This is a genomic window from Rhodococcus sp. PvR044, from assembly GCF_040548995.1.
Taxonomy (GTDB): Bacteria; Actinomycetota; Actinomycetes; order Mycobacteriales; family Mycobacteriaceae; genus Rhodococcus_G; species Rhodococcus_G oryzae.
The window spans coordinates 281,657-300,749 of record NZ_JBEPSX010000003.1 but is presented as its reverse complement, the minus strand read 5'-3'; the positions used below and the strand labels follow the sequence as shown (position 1 = coordinate 300,749).

The window sequence follows — 19,093 nt, the reverse complement described above, 5'->3', positions numbered from 1 at the left end:
GTGTGGCACGGCGTCAGGACTTCTTGATCGCCTCGTACATCGGCAGGCCGTTCCAGCTGATCTGCACGTCGCTCACCGCCTCGGAGTGCCCGGCCGCCGCGATGTAGTCCCACAGCGGGAGCACGGGCAGGTCCAGGAGCAGGATCTCCTGCGCCTGCCCGGCGAGCGCGAACGACTCGTCCTCGTCGGTTGCGGCCTCTGCCCTGCGGACCAGGTCGTCGAACGCCGGGTTCGAGTAGTCCTCGTCGTTGGAGCCGGCACCGGTGACGAACTGCGGCTCGAGGAATTCGAGGATTGACGGGTAGTCGCCCTGCCAGCCGGACCGGAACGCGGACCCGATGGTCCGGTTCGTGATCTCGGTCCTGATCTGCTTGAACGTCGGATACGGCGCGCCGACCGCGTCGATGCCGAGCGTGTTCCGGATGCTGTTGGCGGCCGCGTCGACCCACGCCTGGTGGCCGCCGTCGGAGTTGTAGGCGATCTCGAACCGGCCGCTCCACGTGGAGAGTGCGTCGGCCTGCGCCCACAGCGACTTCGCGACCCCCGCGTCGTACTCGAGCGCCCGAACTCCCGGCAGGTTCGCGTTGAACCCGGGCAGCGAGCTCGCGGTGAAGTCGCGCGCGGGCGTGCGCAGGCCCTGGAAGATCTGCTGGGTGATCTGCCCGCGGTCGATCGCCCGCGACAGTGCCTGCCTGCGCAGACCGCCCTCCGGCCCGGCGAAGTGCGGCAGGTTTCCCGGGATGCCGATCTGCGCATTCTGCGCGGTCGGGGCCTCGAGGGCGCGGTCACCGAGATCCGACCTGAAGGTGCTGAGCGCGCTCTCCGGGACGGTGTCGAGGACGTCCAGGTTTCCGGCCTGTAGGTCCGAGTAGGCGGTGTCGAGCGAGCTGTAGAAGACGAAGCTCAGGCCGCCGTTGTTCGGGCTCCGGTTGCCGCGGTAGTCGGGGTTCGGCACCAGGTCCAGCTTGACGTTGTGCTGCCACGCGTCGCCGTCCGCGAACTCGTAGGGACCGTTTCCGACCGGCCGCTCGCCGAACGCGGCCATGTCCAGGAACGCCACCTCCGGCAACGGGTAGAACGGGGTGAAGCCGAGCCGCAGCCGGAAGTCCGCGGTCGGCTGCTTGAGGTCGACCGTGAACGTGGTGTCGTCGACGATCTTGAGCCCGGACATCGTCTGCGCGGTTGGCGGGCCGGCGGCGACCTCGTCGTAGCCGACGATCGGCTCGAAGAAACTGGACTGCAGCTGGGCGTTCGTCGAGAGGGCGCCGTAGTTCCAGGCGTCCACGAAGGATTTCGCGGTGACCGGTGTCCCGTCGGTGAAGGTCCAGTCGGGTTTGATCTTGATCGCGAACGACTTCGAATCCGTGGTCTCGATCGACTGGGCGACCTCGTGCTGAAGGTTGCCCCTCGCGTCGTACGACTCGAGTCCGGCGAAGAGCCGGTCGACGATGCGTCCGCCGCCGTTCTCGTTCGTGTTCGTCGGGATCAGCGGGTTCTGGGGTTCGCTGCCGTTGGCCGTGACCATGCCGCTGCCGCCGTCGGAGGTCGACGAACACGCGGACAGCACCAGTGCCCCGGACAACGCGAACGCTGTCAGTGCGGTCACCCTGTGGAACTTCAAGAGTCGCCTCCTGTTCGTTCACACGAAGACGCCGCCGTCGGCACGCCGGGTGAGCGCGGCGCGCACACGGCCGACCGTGGATGCCGCGAAGACTAACCACACAGTGTCCGGGTGTCCGGCGTTTGTCCCGGTCGGGACCAAGTCGTCGGGCAATCGCAACGCCCCGGATACCTGGTGGATCGATCCGTTCGTCGCCCACGTCGACCATCGGGCGCACCCACGGGACCGATCACCGCAGATCCGGGGGTTGCAACCTATTGCAACGATGCGCTCACCGTGTCATGTGACTACCCTCACAAAGGCGCGAAAAGCGCCCCCAGGATCACTGAAAGAGGGCACGGGCGACATGACCAGTAGCACCGCCGATACCAACGCAGCCGAGCACGCGACGAGCTACCCGCCGAGCGCGGAGTTCGTCGCGACCGCGAATGCAGGCCCGGAGCTCCAGGCCGCAGCGGATGCCGACCGGCTGGGGTTCTGGGCCGATCAGGCTTCCCGCCTGCACTGGCACGAGCCGTGGAGCGAGGTCCTTGACTGGTCCGACGCCCCGGTCGCCAAGTGGTTCGTCGGCGGCAAGCTCAACGTCGCGTACAACTGCGTCGACCGGCACGTCCAGAGCGGCCACGGCGACCAGGTCGCCATCCACTGGGAGGGCGAGCCCGGCGACAGCCGCGACGTCACCTACAACGACCTGCTCGCCGAGGTGAGCAGGGCCGCAAACACTTTCACCGAGCTCGGCCTCGTGGCAGGCGACCGCGTCGCCATCTACATGCCGATGGTCCCCGAGGCGATCGTCTCGATGCTGGCCTGCGCCCGGCTCGGCCTGACCCATTCGGTTGTCTTCGCAGGCTTCTCCGCATCCGCGCTGCGGTCGCGGATCGACGACGCCGAGGCCAAGCTGGTCATCACCACCGACGGACAGTGGCGCCGCGGGCAGGCTGCCCCCCTCAAGACCGCCGTCGACACCGCAGTCGACGGCGCGGAATCCGTCCAGAACGTGCTGGTGGTCAAGCGCACCGACATCGATGTCGAGTGGACCGAGGGCCGCGACCTCTGGTGGCACGAGACGGTGGCCACGGCCTCGCCCGAGCACGAGGCACAGGCCTTCGACGCCGAGCACCCGCTCTTCATCCTCTACACCTCGGGCACCACGGGTAAGCCCAAGGGGATCATCCACACCTCCGGCGGCTACCTCACCCAGGCGTCGTACACCCACCACAACGTCTTCGACCACAAGGCGGGCAAGGACGTCTACTGGTGCACCGCCGACATCGGCTGGGTGACCGGGCACAGCTACATCGTCTACGGGCCGCTGTCGAACCGGACCACCCAGGTGGTCTACGAGGGCACCCCGAACTCGCCGGATGAGCACCGGCACTTCAACATCATCGAGAAGTACGGCGTCAGTATCTATTACACGGCACCGACCCTGGTCCGAACCTTCATGAAGTGGGGCCGCGAGATCCCCGACGCGCACGACCTGTCCTCGCTGCGGTTGCTGGGCAGCGTCGGCGAGCCGATCAACCCCGAGGCGTGGCGCTGGTTCCGCGACGTGATCGGCGGCGAGCGTTGCCCGATCGTGGACACCTGGTGGCAGACCGAGACCGGCGCGATCATGATCTCCCCGCTGCCCGGCGTCACGGCCACCAAGCCGGGCTCCGCGATGGCGCCGCTGCCCGGCATCTCCGCGAAGATCGTCGACGACGATGCCAAGCCGCTCGGCGCCGGTGGCAACGGCTACCTGGTGCTCGACCAGCCGTGGCCGTCGATGCTGCGCGGCATCTGGGGCGACATGGAGCGCTTCAAGGACACCTACTGGTCCCGGTACGCCGTGGAGGGCTGGTACTTCGCCGGGGACGGCGCCCGCTACGACGAGGACGGCGACCTCTGGGTGCTCGGCCGCGTGGATGACGTCATGAACGTCTCCGGCCACCGGATCTCCACCTCCGAGGTCGAGTCGGCGCTGGTCGGGCACCACAGCGTGGCCGAGGCCGCGGTGGTCGGCGCCGCCGACGAGACCACCGGCCAGGGCATCGTCGCGTTCGTGATCCTGCGCGAGGGCGCCGAGAACACGGGCGAGACGCTGATCGCCGAGCTCAAGGTCCAGGTGTCGACGGAGATCAGCCCGATCGCCCGGCCGCGCCAGATCACCATCGTCCCCGAGCTGCCGAAGACCAGGAGCGGCAAGATCATGCGCCGACTGCTCCGCGACGTCGCCGAGGGCCGCGATCTGGGCGACACCTCGACGCTGGTCGATCCCAAGGTGTTCGATGCGATCCGGGGCAACTGACCCCCGCTCCCCTCACCACGGCGGTGCCCCCGTGCGGCTCGAACGCACGGGGCACCGCCGTCTCGTCTCGCGTGTGGCCCAGTCGCGGGCCGCCCTCGCGAACCTTCCCGGCCGTGCCGGATTGGCCTACCATGGGTCCGTCAGCGATGGCCCACAGTCCCATTCATGACGAGTGCCGAGCCGAGTGACGCTCACGGGTGAGCCGCGGGTCCGAGCTCGAACGGAGACCGTCATGCCTGATCGGCGCCGGCGAACGAGGTTCGCCGCCCTGCTCGTGCTGCTGCTCGCGGCGCTCGTCGGCTCCCCCGCCGTCGCGCTCGGCGACCAGGAATCCCCCGAACGTCCCGTGCCGAGCCCGGAGCAACGCGCGGCGGCCCTCGTCACCCCGTCCGTCGTCCTGGTCAAGGCGGAGGTCAGGGGCTGGGTCCGCTTTCCCGACGGCCGGCCGATCAAGGTAGACCCCTTCGTAACCGGCTGGCGCTGTAGCGGATTCGTCGTCAACCCGGACGGCTGGGTGGCCACGGCAGGCCACTGCGCCGAGGGCGCCCGCGAGGCCCTCCTGCGAACCGCGGTCGACTGGGCGGTGCACGTGATCCCCACCCTCGATCCCGCGCTCGTGAACGAGACCGCCCAGTCGAACTGGCGGGTCGAGGGCGACGAGCCCGGATCGAGCCCAACCACCGCCATGACCGTGATCGCCGGTGGGACCGCCGAGGGCGAGGCACTCCCCGCCGAGGTCACCGGCCTGGTGCCGCTCACCGCGGGGGATGTCGCGTTGCTCAAGGTCCAGCGGGGTGGCCTTGCGGCCGCCGAGCTGAGCACCGATGACGGCGTCGACCTGGGCACGCCGGTGGTGTCGGCCGGATTCCCCGGCAACACCGATACCGCGGCCGAGCCGTCGCTACGGCCCGCGGTATCGGGCGGCGAGATCAGCGCCAAGAAGGCCACCGGAATCGTCCCGGTCTACCAGACCGACGCGGAGGTGTCCGAGGCCATGAGCGGAGGCCCCACCGCCGACCTCGGCGGCGTGGCGGTCGGGGTCAACAGCTTCGGAATCCATGGGCAGACACAGCCGTTCGCCTTCGTCGCCCCGGCGCGCGGACTCACGGATCTGATGCGCGAGAAGGGCGTCACCCCGGCTCTCGGGCCTGCCGACACCGCCTACCGCGCGGGGATCGAGCACTACTACGACGGCAACTACACCGCCGCCATCGCCGACTTCGACCAGGTGCTGACCCTCGCCCCTGGCTATCCGGGGGCGGCGGAACTCCGGGCCGGCGCCGAACAGGAGCGGGATCTGTACGGGGACGCGGCGCCATCCGACTCGGGCCCGAACTGGGGCCTGCTCGCCGCCCTTGCGGTCCTGCTGGCGGTGAGCGCAGGCGTGGTGGTGGTGATCCGGCGGACGGTTCAGGCCTAGAGCTCGGCCCCGCGCGGATCGAGCTCGGGCGCGTCCAGCGAGGTGTCCTTGGTCTCACGCATCACCAGCAGCGCGACGAACGTCAGGGCGCCCGCCGCGAGCAGGTAGATGCCGACCCAGCCGACGCCGTAACTGGTCGCGAGCCAGGTCGCGATGAACGGCGCCACCGCCGCACCCAGGATGCTCGCCGTGTTGTAGGCGATACCCGAGCCGGTGTAGCGCACATTGGTCGGGAACAGCTCCGGCAGCACCGCACTCATGGGGCCGAAGGTGAAGCCCATCAACAGCATTCCGACGATGAGGAAGACCAGCATCCGAGCGTCGGTCATCTTCTCGGGGTCGAGGGCCACCGAGAACGTCAGCCCGAAGACCATGATCGCGCCGGTGGCGACCAGCAGGGTGATGCGCCGACCGTACCGGTCCGCGAGCCAGCCGGTGATGGGCACGCCCGCCGCGAAGAACAACACGGCGATCAGTTGCAGCACAAGGAAATCCGAGTACTTGAAGCCGAGCCCGGTGCCGCCTGCGGCGACGGTCTTTCCGGTGCCGTAGCTCAGCACCCAGGTGGTCATGATGTAGAAGAGGGTGTACGTCGCGAGCATCACGAAGGTGCCGATGATCAGCTGACGCCAGCTCGTCTTGAACACCGTCGCCAGCGGGGTCTTGACCTTCTCGCCGCGCTCGACGGCGCGCGCGAAGACCGGGGTCTCCTCCAGCTTCAGCCGCACGTACAGGCCGATGATCACCATGATCGCGCTGAGCAGGAACGGGATTCGCCAGCCCCAGGTCAGGAATGCGCTGTCCAGGTCGGGGTTCGCGTTGTCGTGGCCCATGAACAGGGTGATGATCAGGAACAGCCCGTTGGCCAGGAAGAACCCGATCGGCGCGCCGAGCTGCGGCCACATCGCCGCCCAGGCCCGCTTGCCGGACTTCGCCGTCTCGGTCGCGAGCAGCGCCGCCCCCGACCATTCGCCACCGAGCCCGAGGCCCTGGCAGAAACGCATCAGGGCCAGCAGCGCGGGGGCGATGAGCCCGACCGAGTGGTATGTCGGCAGCAGCCCGATGACGAACGTCGCGATGCCCATGGTGAGCAGCGATCCGACCAGGGTGGCCTTGCGGCCGATCCGGTCGCCGTAGTGGCCGAACACGATCGAGCCGAGCGGACGGGCGACGAACGCGAGGCCGAAGGTGGCCAGCGAGGCCAGCAGCGCGGTGGTGCCGTTCCCCTTGGGGAAGAACAGGTGCGGGAAGACCGAGACCGCCGCTGTCGCATAGATGTAGAAGTCGTAGAACTCGATCGAGGTGCCGATCATGCTGGCCACCACGATCCGACTACGGGGCACCGCGTCCTTCGCGGCAACCGCCTCGTCGACCAGCACGTCCGGGGCTTTGCTCATCCGATTCTCCTGCACACCTGTTCCACGGAATGGACATCCGCCGCCCAAACCTCAGGAAGCAGATCACTCCCGCCGTTTCCGGGGCAATCCAGCGCGAGGTGTTTGCGCCGAGCGGTATCAAGATCGCGTTAAGCTGCCATCGGAGCGCCGGGAAGTCTGGTCGGCACATGGCACACCTGTACGCCCGCGACCTTCGGGAGAACCTGACGTGATCCAACCGCTCCGCTCCGAACTGACCCGCTATCTGCGCACCGAGACCGTCGGAGGGTCGATCCTGCTGGTGGCGGCGGCCGTCGCGGTCATCTGGGCGAACTCCCCGTGGGCCGACGCCTACACCGCCCTGCGGGACTTTCAGGTCGGGCCGAGCGCGATCCATCTGAACCTGAGCCTGAACACCTGGGCCCAGGACGGCCTGCTGGCGGTGTTCTTCTTCGTCGCGGGCCTCGAGCTCAAACGCGAGTTGGTCGTCGGCGAGCTCGCCGACCGCAAGAAGGCCCTGCTGCCGATCATCGCGGCGGTCGGCGGCGTGATCCTGCCCGCGCTGATCGCGCTGGCGGTCGGCTGGGGCACCCCCGGCATCGAGAAGGCCTGGGCGATCCCGGTCGCCACCGACATCGCCTTCGCCCTCGGCGTGCTCGCGCTGACCGGGTCGAGGATCCCGGCCAGCGCCAGGGTGTTCCTGCTCAGCCTCGCGGTCGTCGACGACCTGCTCGCGATCATCATCATCGCCGCGCTGTTCACCACCTCGATCGCGATGCTGTGGCTGCTCGGCGCGGTCGCCTGCCTGGCCGTCTACGCGTACGCGCAGCACCGGCGGATCACCACCCCGCTGCTGTACGTCCCGCTGGCATTGCTCGCCTGGTACTCGATGCACGAGGCGGGCATCCACGCCACCCTCGCGGGCGTCGCCATCGGACTGCTGACCAGGGTGCGCAAGGACCCGGGCGAGGCGGAGGCCCCCGCGACCCGGCTCGAGCACCGGATCCAGCCGTTCTCCGCCGGGTTCTGCGTGCCGGTGTTCGCCCTGTTCGCCTCCGGGGTCCCGCTGGGTCCAGAGGTGCTCGAGTCGATGTTCACCGACCGCATCGCGCTGGCGATCATCCTGGGCCTGCTGGTCGGCAAGACCGTCGGCATCTTCGGCGTCTCGTGGGCCGCGGTCCGGCTCGGCATCGCCACGAAGCCGGGAAACCTCGGCTTCCGCGACATGTTCGCGCTGTCGGTGCTCGGTGCGATCGGGTTCACCGTTAGCCTTCTGGTGGCCGAACTCGCGCTCGAAGGAGCCGAGGTGGAGACGGCGAAGGCTGCGGTCCTGTTGACCTCGCTGACGGCGTCGCTGATCGGCTCGGCGCTACTGTTACGCCGGGGGCGCGTCCACCAGGCGCGCGCCACCGCGGCCGGTTCCGCGACCGGTCAGAAACGACCACATTCCGGCGAGCCGGACGACGACACACTGGAGGGGCGCAGACGTGAGCATCAGTGACCGCAACGGCGACAGATACGACCGGCTGACCGGGGACGGGGTGCCCAACACCATCACGTCGATCCCGCTCACCGACGTCGATGCGCACGCCCCCGGTACCGCCAGCATCGGGAACCTGGTCAAAGACGCGACCACGCAGGTCTCCACCCTGGTCCGCGCCGAGGTGGCGCTCGCCAAGGCCGAGGTGACCAGCGAGGTCAAGAAGGGCCTGCAGGGCTCGCTGTTCTTCCTCCTCGCGCTCACCGTCCTGCTGTTCAGCTCCTTCTTCTTTTTCTTCTTCCTCGCCGAGACCCTCGCCGTCTGGACGCCGCGCTGGCTCGCGTTCCTCATCGTGTTCCTGCTGATGGTGGTGACCACAGCGGTGCTGGCGCTGTTCGGCTACCTGCGGGTGCGCAAGCTGCGTGCCCCGGAGAAGACCATCGACTCGCTCCGGCAGGCCGCGACGGTGCTGCCGAACGCCGCGGAGTCGAGCTACAAGCACGGCGACTACACGCCCGGCGAGTACGCCCGCCGGACCGCGCCGTAGCCCCGGCGTCGAACCGAGAGCATCACCCCTCCCGTGACCTACCCGGATCCCTCCACAGTCCGATTCGACGGCCCGTGGCAGCACCGCGACGTGCACGCCAACGGCATCCGCTTCCACGCGGTCGAGGCGGGCCCGTCCGACCCCGGTGCACCGCTGGTCGTCCTGCTGCACGGCTTCGCCGACTTCTGGTGGTCCTGGCGACATCAGTTGACGGCCCTCGCGGACGCCGGCTACCGCGCGGTCGCGTTGGATCTGCGCGGCTACGGGGACAGTGACAAGCCGCCGCGCGGCTACGACGGCTGGACCCTGGCCGGTGACGTTGCCGGTCTGATCCGCGCCCTCGGCCACACCGAGGCCACGCTCGTCGGCCACGCCGACGGAGGCCTGGTGTGCTGGGCGACGGCGGTGCTGCATCCACGGCTGGTGCGCTCGATCGCCCTCGTCAGCTCGCCGCATCCGATCGCGCTCAAGCGATCGGTGCTGGCCGACCGGGCCCAGCGGTCCGCCTTCCTGCCTGCGTTCCTGCGCTGCCAGCTGCCGTGGCGGCCGGAGCGGGCGTTGACCCGCGAGGACGGCGCCGAGGTCGAGAGGCTGCTGCGCGGCCGATCCGGTCCGGAATGGCCGCAGACCGAGGAGTTCGCCGAGGTCGTCGAGCGGGCCAGGTCCGCGATCCAGATCCCGGGCGCCGCGCACTGCTCGCTGGAGTACCAGCGCTGGGCGTTCCGCAGCCAGTGGCGGCCCGACGGCCGCCGGTTCATGAAGGCGATGAACCAGGTGATGACCATCCCGGTGCTGCAGATCCACGGGGACCAGGACCCGTACGTGCTGGCAGCCGCGTTGCGCCGCGACACCAGGTGGGCACCGGGTCGGAGCCTGCACACCATCGCGGGCGCCGGCCACTTCGCCCACCAGGAACGACCGGCCGAGGTGACCGCCGCGCTGACGGAGTTCCTGAAGCGCTGACGCGCCCGTGAGTCCTTCTGGCCCGCACAGGGGCCAGAAGGACTCACGGGCGGCGAAGCCGCCTAGAGGATGCAGCCACCCGTGTTGACGGCGCTGCTCGCCGCGGAGGCCCCCGCCAGCTGGCGCGAGACCTCCTCGGCGGTGAGCACGAAGCCGGTGTCGCTGTTGTCCACTGCCGCGCCGAACACGACGCCGAGCACCTGACCCTGCTCGTCGACCAACGGTCCCCCGGAATTGCCCTGACGGATCGAGCCGCGCACCGTGTACACCTCGCGCTCGACCTCGGCGGCGCGGTAGATGTCGGGGCCGGTCAGATCCAGGGTCTCCCGCACCCTGGCCGCGCTGGCCGTGTACGGACCGCCGCCCGGGTAGCCGAGGACGATCGCGCTGTCCCCGCTCGCGGCCGCCCCCGGAGCGAACGGCAGCACCGGGGCGCGCAGGCCGGGCACCGCCAGCACCGCGACGTCGACGGCCGGATCGAAGAGCACCACCTCGGCGTCCAGCGGCCCGTCCGCGGTGTCCACCGAGACCCCGGTCGTCCCCGCCACGACGTGCGCGTTGGTCATGACCCGCTCCGGGGCCACCACGAAACCGGACCCCTCGAGCGCGCGCTGGCAGCTCGGCGCCACCCCGCGCACCCGGAGCACGCTGGTCTGCAGCCGCTGCGCGACCGGACTACGCAGCACGCCGGGGTCGGGCGCCTCGACGACGGCGATCGGGGTGCGGCCGAACGGCCCGATCACGTCGGGCAGCCCGGAGGTGTCCAGCAGCGCCGAGAACTCGTCCGGCAGCCTGCGCATCCAACTCGGGGCGTACTCGTCGACCTGCGTCAGAACCCGCGACCCGCGCACCGCGCTCGCGACCTCCGGTTGCGAGGACGCGGTCAGCGGGATGGCCAGCAGCCACGCGGCGACCAGGACGGCGGTCAACTGCAGGCCGGCACCGATGACGCTGTCCACCGACCGCGCGACCGGGCTGTGCATGCCGCCGCGGGCGGCGCGGCCGAGCACCATGCCCGCGACCTCGCCGATGACCACCAGCACGACGATCAGGGTGATGCCCGCGAGCACGCGCATCCGCCCCTCGTCGACGTGCACCAGCACGTGCGGCGCGATCAGGATCCCCGCGACCGCACCGAGCACGACGCCGAAGAACGCGAGCGCGGACGCGACCGCCCCGTGCCGCCATCCCGACGTGGCCGCGAGAACGGCGATCGCGAGGATCGCGAGGTCGATCCAGGCTGAACCGGTCATCGCTCGTGTACCTCCACGATCCCCGCCTCCACCTCTGCCAGCGCGACCTCGAGGTCGCGGATGTCGGAGCGGTCCCATTCGATCTCCCAGCCGGAGATCGCGATGAGCCCGGCCAGCACGCCCGCGGTGAAGCCCCACACGAGCATGTCGTCGACCAGGAACGCCGGGCCCTGGTATCCGAGCCGGTGCCGGACCTGGAAGCGGTTGTCCGGGTCGAGCAGGGTGCGCATCGGCACCCGGGCAACCCGCTCGGTCTCGGCGAGGTCCACCGCACGGACCGGGGTGGGGCGATCCCAGTACCCGATCACCGGCGTCACGTCGAAGCCCGAGGGCGGGACGAAGATCCCCGGCAGTACCGCGAGGGTGCGCACCCCGGCCGGGTCGAGCCCGGTCTCCTCCTCCGCCTCCCGCAGCGCGGTCCCGACGGGTCCGTCGTCCTCCGGATCACTGGCGCCGCCGGGAAAGGCGATCTGGCCGCCGTGCTGCCGGAGGGTGGAGGCGCGTTGGAGCAGCAGCAGGTCGGCGTCCTCGGGTAGGCCACCGACGGCGATGGGATCGGCCTCGGGGGAACCACCGAAGAGCACCAGCACCGCAGCCTCGCGCGCCTGCACTCCGCTCGGCGCCCGCCGCAGCAGCACGGGGTTGACGGAATTGGTGTCCGACGGCGGCAGCGTCGAGACCCGGCGCAGCCATTCCGGCGGCAGGTGGTTGGTCTCGCTCACGCGCTCACGCCCAGCTTCTCGTGCACCGCCGCGGCGATCTGGTCTGCACTATCGAACGGCACCGGCAGTACCCCTGCGACGGTGCCGTCGGCCCGGACCATCACGGTCACGGGCAGCACGTTCGGCGCCCCGACGGCCGCGGCGATCTTGCCCGTGCCGTCCTGTACGCCCGGCAGGTGCACGCCGTATTCGGTCAGCGCGGACAACGCGTTCCCTTCCTTGGGGTCCTGGTGGACGGTCAGCACGGTGACGGCGTCCCCGGCGCGGTCCGCGTACTCCTGCAGGGCCGGCAATTCCCTGGCGCAGGGCCCACACCAGTAGGCCCAGAGGTTGACCAACGCGGGCTTGCCCGCCAGCGCGGCACCGACGTCGATCCTGCCACCGTCGGAGAGGCACTCGAGCCTGATCCCGGCCAGCGGTCCGGCCGGGACAGCGCCGGGTGTGGGAGTGGGGCAGGCACTCAGCGCGGCCTCGGCGCGCACGCCTGCCAGCGCCTCGGGCGTGTCGCCGGGGGCCCGCTCCTGCGGCGCGACGGTGGAGTTGCCGATGGAGTCCGCATAGCCGCGCGATCCGGTCTCGTCCGAGTCGCCCCGCGGCCAGATCGCGACGATCAGGGCCACCACGACGACGAGTGCGGCCAGGCTCCACCGGCCGGTGTTCGACAATCGCACGGTCAGCTCACCGACCCGCCAGCTCGAGCAGATGTTCGGTTTCGGGGCCCTTCACCAGGGCCGCAGCGGCCACCGGGTCGGTGGTCCCGATGCCGTAGGAGGGACAGTCCTTGGCCAGCAGGCACACCCCACATGCCGGCTTCTTCGCGTGGCAGACCCGGCGGCCGTGGAAGATCACCCGGTGCGAGAGGTCGGTCCACTCCTTGCGCGGGATGAGCTCGCCGATCGCGTGCTCGACCTTCACCGGGTCCTCCTCCTGCGTCCAGCCCCACCGCCGGACAAGCCTGCCGAAGTGGGTGTCGACGGTGATACCCGGCACACCGAACGCGTTCCCGAGGACCACGTTGGCCGTCTTCCTGCCGAAGCCCGGCAGCGTCACCAGATTCTTCAGGTCGCCAGGGACCTCGCCGTCGTATCGCTCGAGCAGCGCCTGCCCGAGCCCGATGATCGAGTTAGTCTTGTTCCGGTAGAAGCCGGTGCTCCGGATGTACTCCTCCAGCTCCGTTCGATCCGCCTCGGCGTAGTCGCGGGCGGTCCGGTATCGGGCGAAGAGCGCGGGCGTCACCTGGTTAACCCGCACGTCAGTGCATTGCGCGGACAGAATCGTCGCCACCGACAGCTCGAGCGGGGTGGTGAAGTCGAGCTCGCAGTAGACGTGCGGGAACGCCACGGTCAGCGTGCGGTACATCCGCCGCGCCCGGCGCACGAGGCCGAGGCGGGTCTCCTCCTTTGCCGGTCGCGAGGTCGGCGCCGCCCCACGCGGGCCCGGGGTCTGCGATGCGGTGGTGGACACCGGACCAACTCTACGGACGGTGCCAAACGGAACTGGACATCGTTTCGCTTCTGAGACAAACGCCGTGTTTACTACCCGGTATGCAAGGACTGGCTGTGGTGCTCTTCCCAGTGCTGCTCATTCTTTTTGCACTGGCAATGGAGCGGGTGGAGTTCCGGCTGCGCCGACTGACCGTGCGTGAGCAGGAGGTCCAGGAGTTCCTGGACAAGGCGAGTCATGCCGACGTCGCCACCCTCGCCAACGAGGGGCTGCCGCGGGCGCTCGCCCGGTTCCACCTCCGCCGCAAGCGCGGCGCCGAGGATGAGGACGAGGACGAATCGCAGGCGCCGGAGCAGCGCGCGAGCTGACCTTTTCGGAGTGTCGGGCCCCGTTCGGCGTGCGGCGCGTGGCGTCGGTCACTAGTCTTCGACGTCGGGACGATAGACTTCCAGCGAGTACTCAACGATAGGTCGACGCGATCGTGCGTCGATCACGTCGGGGGAGACCACACGATGGCGTCCCCCAACGACCCGAAGAAGGAGCACACGTGGACGAGATCCTGGCCAGAGCCGGAATCTTCCAGGGAGTCGAGCCGTCGGCGGTGGCCGCGCTGGTCAAGCAGCTGCAGCCTGTCGACTTCCCGCGCGGGCACGTGATCTTCAACGAGGGCGAGCCCGGCGACCGGCTGTACATCATCGTGTCCGGCAAGATCAAGCTCGGACGCCGCTCCCCCGACGGTCGCGAGAACCTGCTCACGATCATGGGCCCGTCCGACATGTTCGGCGAGCTCTCGATCTTCGACCCGGGTCCGCGTACCTCCACCGCCACCACGGTCACCGAGGTCCGCGCGGTGCAGATGGACCGCGATGCCCTCAAGTCGTGGATCGATCAGCGCCCCGAGATCGCGGAGCAGCTGCTGCGCGTGCTGGCCCGTCGCCTGCGCCGCACCAACAACAACCTCGCTGACCTGATCTTCACCGACGTCCCCGGCCGTGTCGCCAAGGCGCTGCTGCAGCTCGCCCAGCGCTTCGGCACCCAGGAGGCCGGGTCGCTGCGCGTGACGCACGACCTCACCCAGGAAGAGATCGCCCAGCTGGTCGGCGCCTCCCGCGAGACCGTGAACAAGGCGCTCGCCGACTTCGCGCACCGCGGCTGGCTGCGGCTCGAGGGCAAGAGCGTGCTGATCTCCGACTCGGAGCGTCTGGCCCGACGGGCCCGGTAACTCCCCCACACGCACGAATCGGCCATCCCGGATCCCCGGGGTGGCCGATTTTGCGTTGACCCCAACTCCTATAGCCAAACTGGCATGGCAGCGAGCAAGCTTTGCATTCGACAGGCATGAGACCGGGACCGCAGTATTGACCTTGCCGGGTTCGACAGGGAGGGTCACAGCGATGGGAAGCAGGTCGAGGGTGGAGATCCGCCGCAACGGAGGTATCCAGACCGAGCATCCGATGTCCGATCCGCAGACCGACGTCGAGTACAACGTCCGAAACACCGTGTCGCCAGAGCTTTTCGACGAGATCATCGGCGAATACCTCGCCCGATCCGAGAGCGCGGTACAGGGCCTGCGCGGATTCACCGACATCTACTACGACCCGCACAGCCAACAAAAACTGGACGTCTGGGGAATCTCCGACGACCCCCGGCCGGTATTCATCGCCATCCACGGCGGGTACTGGCGCGCCCTTTCCCGACACCACACGGCCTTCATGGCGCGCGCCCTAGACTCGGAGGGGATCGCCACAGTCACTGTCGACTACGGTCTCGCGCCGGAGACGACGCTCGAGGAAATCGTTCGCCAGGTCCGAGCGGCGGTCGCATGGGTCTACCACCACGGCGCCGGCCATGGGCTCGACCCCGATCGCATCGTCGTCGGCGGCAGTTCCGCCGGAGGGCACCTCACCGGCGCCGTCATGGTCTCGGGCTGGCAGCGTGAGCTCGGCCTGCCCGAGACCGTCGTGCGTGGCGCCATGCCGATCAGCGGACTGTTCGACCTCCGCCCGCTCGTCGACTCGTTCGCGAACGAGTGGCTCGAACTAGACATCGAGCGGGCGCACGGGTTGAGCCCATTGCTCCATGCGGACGGACCCGGACCTGCGGCCGTGATCGCCGTTGCGGAACACGACGGCGCCGGGTTCCTCATGCAGACCCACCGGTTCCACGACGCCTGGGCGGAGCACTCACCCTGCGACCTGCTCGTGGTTTCCGATCGCAACCACTACGACATCTTTCTCGATCTGGCCGACTCCACGACGGCGCTCAATCGCGCCCTCGTCGGCTTGATCAACGGACTCGCGGAGCAGCGCTCACCTGCGGGATAGGCGGGTATAGCAAAACAGGTATAGCGAGGACCATGAACTATCAGTTTCAGCTATTTCCGCGGGTCGAATCCCGATAGGCTCGGCGACATGGACACGCCCCGACTCCTCGATGGCCGCCTCAAGCTCCGGCACCTGGTGCTTGTCGACGCGCTGACCCGGCAGGGCAGTGTGGTCGGCGCGGCCGCCGCACTCCACGTGACCCAGCCCGTGGCCACCCGCAGCCTGCACGACCTCGAGTCGATTCTCGGCGTGGAGCTGTACGAGCGCGGGCCGCGCGGCATCACGCCGACGATCTTCGGCGAGGCCTTCACCTCGCACGCGAGGGCCGTCATCGCACAGCTGACCCAGGCCGGCAGGCATGTGGTCGAGCTGGCCGACGCCGATCGCGGGACCGTGGTGGTCGGCACCCACCTCGCCGGATCGAACGTCCTGCTCCCGGGAGCCATCGCGCGCCTGAAGGTGGAACGACCGCTGCTCACGGTGATCGTGCGCGAGGGAACCCCGGAGACGCTGCTCGTCGAGCTCGAGGCCGGCCGTGTCGACCTGATCGTGGGCCGGCTCACCTCCCCCACCGACCAGTCCGCCATCCGCGACACCCTCTACGAGGAATCGGTGGAACTGGTCACCCGCGCACACCACCCACTGGCCGAGCTCGACGGCCTGACCCTCGCGGACCTGGCCGACTACCCCTGGATCCTGCCGGGTGTCGAGACCTCGCTGCGCCGCGAACTCGAGGAGTTCTTCGCCAGGAACGGTATGCCGTTGCCCGAGAACCGGGTCGAGGCAACCTCGTTTCTCACCGTCCGCCAACTGCTCATCGAGACCGACATGATCGCGGTGCTGCCGAGCCTGATCCCGCGCGACGACGCTCGGCTCACCACCCTCCCGGTGACGCTGGATCCGATCGGGCACCGCGTCGGGATCACACTCTCTCCCGGACGCACCCTCAGCCCTTCGGCCGAGGCGCTCGTCGGCAACCTGCGCCGCATCGCGGCGGAGATCGCACCGACAGATCGGTGAGCCGCTCCCCCGACACCGAACAGCGACGAGCCGCCCACCCGTCGGGTGAGCGGCTCGTCGAATGCGCCTGGACGGATGCGGCCTACACGTGTGCGCGCTCCGCAGCGGCCGGGAACTCCGGCCCCCTCGAGCTCGACGGGACGAGCCGGAACAGCGCGATCGCACCGGCCAGACTGATCGAGCAGATGACCACCAGGTACCAGGTGACACCGACCGAGGAACCGGTCGCATTCAGCAGCGCCGTCGAGATCATCGGCGCGAGCCCACCACCGAGGATGGCCGCGGTCTGCAGGATGAGCGACGATCCGGAGTAGCGCACCCGGGCCGGGAAGGTGTCCGCGATGATGCTGCCCTGCACGCAGTGCGTGACGGGAATGATCAGGCCCATCCCGAGGAAGGCGATCACCGCGAGCACCGAGTTCTCGGTGTTGAGCAACGGGAAGAACGCGATGCACCACAGCAGGATGGCCGCCGACCCCGCGATGAACATCGTCCGCCTGCCGTAGCGGTCCGCGACCGTCGTCCACACCGGGATCGTCGCGAACCACAACACGGCGGCGGCGGTCACGCTGAGCACCAGGAACTGCTTGTCATATCCCAGGTGCTGGGTGCCATAGGAGAGCGTGAACACCATGAAGGCGTACGCGACCGCGGAGTTGGCCACCACCGCGAGCAGGGTCAGCGAAAGCCGGGGGAACCCGACCTTGAGCGACTCCTTCAGCGGGAAGCGGACCACGTCGCCCTTCTCGAGAATGCCTGCGAACGAGGGAGATTCGGTCACCCGCAGCCTGATCACGAGGCCGATCGCGACCAGCACGAAACTCAGCAGGAACGGGATGCGCCAGCCCCACGACTCGAAGGCCTCATCCGACAGCACCGCGTTCGTCGTCAGGAAGATGGCGTTGGCGAGCACGAGTCCGGCTGGGGTGCCCATCTGCGGGAACCCGGCATAGAGGTTCTTCTTGCCCTCGGGCGCATGCTCCATCGACATCAGGGTGGCGCCCGCGCCCTCGCCGCCGAGACCGATGCCCTGCACGATCCGCATCGCGACCAGCAGGACCGGGGCCCAGAAGCCGATCGAGTCGTAGTTGGGGATGAGACCGATGAGCGTGGATCCGACGCCCATCATCACCAGCGATACGACCAGTGTCGCCTTGCGACCGATGCGGTCACCGAAGTGCCCGAACACCAGGCCGCCAAGGGGCCGCGCGATGAAGCCGACCGCGAAGGTGCTGAACGCGGCGAGGGTGCCCACCGTCGGGCTCAGGCTGGGGAAGAACTGCTTGTTGAAGATGAGCGCTGCTGCGGTGCCGTAGAGGAAGAAGTCGTACCACTCGAGCGTCGTGCCCGCGAGGGTGGCCATGGCCACCCGGCTGCGAGCCGCCGCGGCAGGGCCGGGACGGTGTTCCGGGTTCTCGTTCATCGTGGGACCTATCATGTTGGGAGACAGCGAATGTGATTGCGATAGCCGCGCGAGTCGAAGTTCCGCTCATCGAGGGACCGAGGGCGGGAAGCGGTGACGATCACAGTCTCACCCTGTGAGCCATGACACACAAATGCCGATTTGCTGATCTGCCATACCTATTTCGATATAACAGGATCGGTACCGCACAGCCTGCAGGCCCGCCCACCGGCCGGTCAGCTCAGCCCCAGGAACCGCTCGGCATTGCCGCGGGAAATGAGTTGCCGTGCAGCATCATCGAGGAACTCACTCTTGCGCACCACCTCTCCGACCGGACGTTCCCCGAGCGGATAGGGGTAGTCGCTGCCGACCATCACCCGCTCGACACCGACCGTGTCGACCAGCAGCCGCAGCGCCCGTTCGTCGAAGACCACGGAGTCGACATAGAAGCGCCCGAGGTAGTGCGACGGCGGGAATTCGGACGTTCCGATCACGTCGTTGCGCCCGTGCCAGGCGTTCTCCATCCTCCCCAGCCAGAAGGCGAAAGATCCACCGCCATGCGCGAATCCGATCTTCAGACTCTCGTCGATCCGGTCGAACACGCCGCCGAGTATCAACGCCAGTATCGAGAGGTGGGTCTCGGCAGGCATCGCGGTGAGCCACTGCGCCATCCACCGATCCAACCGAGGGGAGTTCGCCATGTCCCACGGGTGCACGAACACCGGCACCCCCAGTGAGGCGCAGTGCTGCAGGAAGGTGACCACGCCCTCGCTGTCGAGGTCCAGGTCGCCGACGTGGTTGCCGATCTCGACGCCCCGATGTCCGTTGGCGACGCACCGCTCGAGCTCGCGGCACGCGGCATCGGTGTCCTGCAACGGAACCTGACAGAACGGGATCAGCCGATCCGCGGCAGGCGCGACGATCTCCAGCGCCAGGTCGTTGAAGATCCGTGCGATCCGCTCGCCCTGCTCGCCGGTCCGGCCGTAGTTGAAGAATGCCGGGGTCGGCGAGACCACCTGGGTACGGACACCGTCCGCGTCCATGTCCCGCAGCCGGATCTCGGCATCCCAGCAGTCCGCCTGGATCCGGCGGAACTCCTTCGTGCCCATCATGATCATCGCCTCGGACTCGGACTCGATCCGCAGCCATGGCGCCTCCGGACCCGCCACCGCCGTCAGGTCGGGCCAGCCGTTCGGCACGTAGTGGGTGTGGACGTCGATCATTCCGCTCAC

At 68.9% G+C, this 19,093-nt stretch carries 17 protein-coding genes; 9 read left to right on the top strand and 8 right to left on the bottom strand.

Annotated elements, in window-relative coordinates; genetic code table 11:
• Positions 1-13: 13 nt before the first annotated feature.
• Positions 14-1,606: a peptide ABC transporter substrate-binding protein gene (locus tag ABIC28_RS09985; RefSeq protein ID WP_502945004.1), complete on the bottom strand. Its 1,593-nt coding sequence runs from the start codon at positions 1,604-1,606 to the stop codon at positions 14-16.
• Positions 1,607-1,967: 361 nt separating this feature from the next.
• Here ABIC28_RS09985 and acs point away from each other — a divergent pair, with 361 nt between their 5' ends.
• Positions 1,968-3,911 carry an acetate--CoA ligase gene (gene acs, locus ABIC28_RS09980; protein ID WP_097212833.1) on the top strand — a complete coding sequence of 648 codons (1,944 nt, stop codon included), beginning with the start codon at positions 1,968-1,970 and terminating at the stop codon, positions 3,909-3,911.
• A gap of 232 nt (positions 3,912-4,143) precedes the next feature.
• On the top strand, positions 4,144-5,331 hold the full coding sequence (locus tag ABIC28_RS09975) for a trypsin-like peptidase domain-containing protein (RefSeq protein WP_354578641.1): 1,188 nt from the start codon (positions 4,144-4,146) through the stop codon (positions 5,329-5,331).
• Here the strand turns inward: ABIC28_RS09975 and ABIC28_RS09970 are convergent.
• Positions 5,328-6,728 carry an MFS transporter gene (locus tag ABIC28_RS09970; RefSeq protein WP_097212831.1) on the bottom strand — a complete coding sequence of 467 codons (1,401 nt, stop codon included), beginning with the start codon at positions 6,726-6,728 and terminating at the stop codon, positions 5,328-5,330. The two genes, ABIC28_RS09975 and ABIC28_RS09970, sit on opposite strands and share 4 nt — an antisense overlap.
• A 208-nt stretch (positions 6,729-6,936) precedes the next feature.
• Here ABIC28_RS09970 and nhaA point away from each other — a divergent pair, with 208 nt between their 5' ends.
• Genes nhaA through ABIC28_RS09955 form a run of 3 tightly spaced genes read left to right on the top strand, consistent with a single transcriptional unit; the run spans position 6,937 to position 9,697 of the window.
• A complete protein-coding gene (gene nhaA / locus ABIC28_RS09965; RefSeq protein WP_354578638.1) occupies positions 6,937-8,208 on the top strand; it encodes a Na+/H+ antiporter NhaA in 1,272 nt (423 codons plus the stop codon).
• The gene (locus ABIC28_RS09960; protein ID WP_077043945.1) at positions 8,201-8,734 is read left to right on the top strand and encodes a phage holin family protein; all 534 of its coding nucleotides are present in this window, start codon (positions 8,201-8,203) and stop codon (positions 8,732-8,734) included. The genes nhaA and ABIC28_RS09960 overlap by 8 nt, the downstream gene beginning before the upstream one ends.
• 33 nt (positions 8,735-8,767) lie before the next feature.
• Entirely contained in the window at positions 8,768-9,697 is a 930-nt protein-coding gene (locus ABIC28_RS09955) for an alpha/beta fold hydrolase (RefSeq protein ID WP_097212827.1), read from the top strand.
• Between the two features lie 62 nt (positions 9,698-9,759).
• Here ABIC28_RS09955 and ABIC28_RS09950 read toward each other — a convergent pair whose 3' ends face one another.
• The 4 genes from ABIC28_RS09950 to nth are packed head-to-tail and all read right to left on the bottom strand — an operon-like array spanning position 9,760 to position 13,031.
• Positions 9,760-10,950, bottom strand: a complete 1,191-nt coding sequence (locus tag ABIC28_RS09950) for a MarP family serine protease (RefSeq protein WP_097212826.1) — start codon at positions 10,948-10,950, stop codon at positions 9,760-9,762.
• Positions 10,947-11,654 (bottom strand): NUDIX hydrolase, encoded by a 708-nt coding sequence (locus ABIC28_RS09945; protein WP_097212972.1) that lies wholly within the window; start codon positions 11,652-11,654, stop codon positions 10,947-10,949. The genes ABIC28_RS09950 and ABIC28_RS09945 overlap by 4 nt, the downstream gene beginning before the upstream one ends.
• Before the next feature lie 14 nt (positions 11,655-11,668).
• On the bottom strand, positions 11,669-12,343 hold the full coding sequence (locus ABIC28_RS09940) for a TlpA family protein disulfide reductase (RefSeq protein ID WP_097212825.1): 675 nt from the start codon (positions 12,341-12,343) through the stop codon (positions 11,669-11,671).
• A 7-nt stretch (positions 12,344-12,350) separates the two neighbouring features.
• Positions 12,351-13,031: an endonuclease III gene (nth, locus tag ABIC28_RS09935; RefSeq protein WP_097212970.1), complete on the bottom strand. Its 681-nt coding sequence runs from the start codon at positions 13,029-13,031 to the stop codon at positions 12,351-12,353.
• Between the two features lie 185 nt (positions 13,032-13,216).
• Between nth and ABIC28_RS09930 the strand changes: the two genes are divergently transcribed.
• The 4 genes from ABIC28_RS09930 to ABIC28_RS09915 all read left to right on the top strand — a co-directional run bounded on the left by ABIC28_RS09930 (position 13,217) and on the right by ABIC28_RS09915 (position 16,459).
• Positions 13,217-13,483, top strand: a complete 267-nt coding sequence (locus ABIC28_RS09930; RefSeq protein WP_097212824.1) for a hypothetical protein — start codon at positions 13,217-13,219, stop codon at positions 13,481-13,483.
• Positions 13,484-13,662: 179 nt separating this feature from the next.
• Positions 13,663-14,337 carry a Crp/Fnr family transcriptional regulator gene (locus ABIC28_RS09925; RefSeq protein WP_077043064.1) on the top strand — a complete coding sequence of 225 codons (675 nt, stop codon included), beginning with the start codon at positions 13,663-13,665 and terminating at the stop codon, positions 14,335-14,337.
• Positions 14,338-14,509: 172 nt separating this feature from the next.
• On the top strand, positions 14,510-15,439 hold the full coding sequence (locus ABIC28_RS09920; protein ID WP_245221063.1) for an alpha/beta hydrolase: 930 nt from the start codon (positions 14,510-14,512) through the stop codon (positions 15,437-15,439).
• An 87-nt stretch (positions 15,440-15,526) separates the two neighbouring features.
• Positions 15,527-16,459 carry a LysR substrate-binding domain-containing protein gene (locus ABIC28_RS09915; protein WP_097212823.1) on the top strand — a complete coding sequence of 311 codons (933 nt, stop codon included), beginning with the start codon at positions 15,527-15,529 and terminating at the stop codon, positions 16,457-16,459.
• An 82-nt stretch (positions 16,460-16,541) separates the two neighbouring features.
• Here ABIC28_RS09915 and ABIC28_RS09910 read toward each other — a convergent pair whose 3' ends face one another.
• Entirely contained in the window at positions 16,542-17,882 is a 1,341-nt protein-coding gene (locus ABIC28_RS09910; RefSeq protein ID WP_097212822.1) for an MFS transporter, read from the bottom strand.
• A gap of 215 nt (positions 17,883-18,097) precedes the next feature.
• Positions 18,098-19,093, bottom strand: a complete 996-nt coding sequence (locus tag ABIC28_RS09905; protein ID WP_097212821.1) for an amidohydrolase family protein — start codon at positions 19,091-19,093, stop codon at positions 18,098-18,100.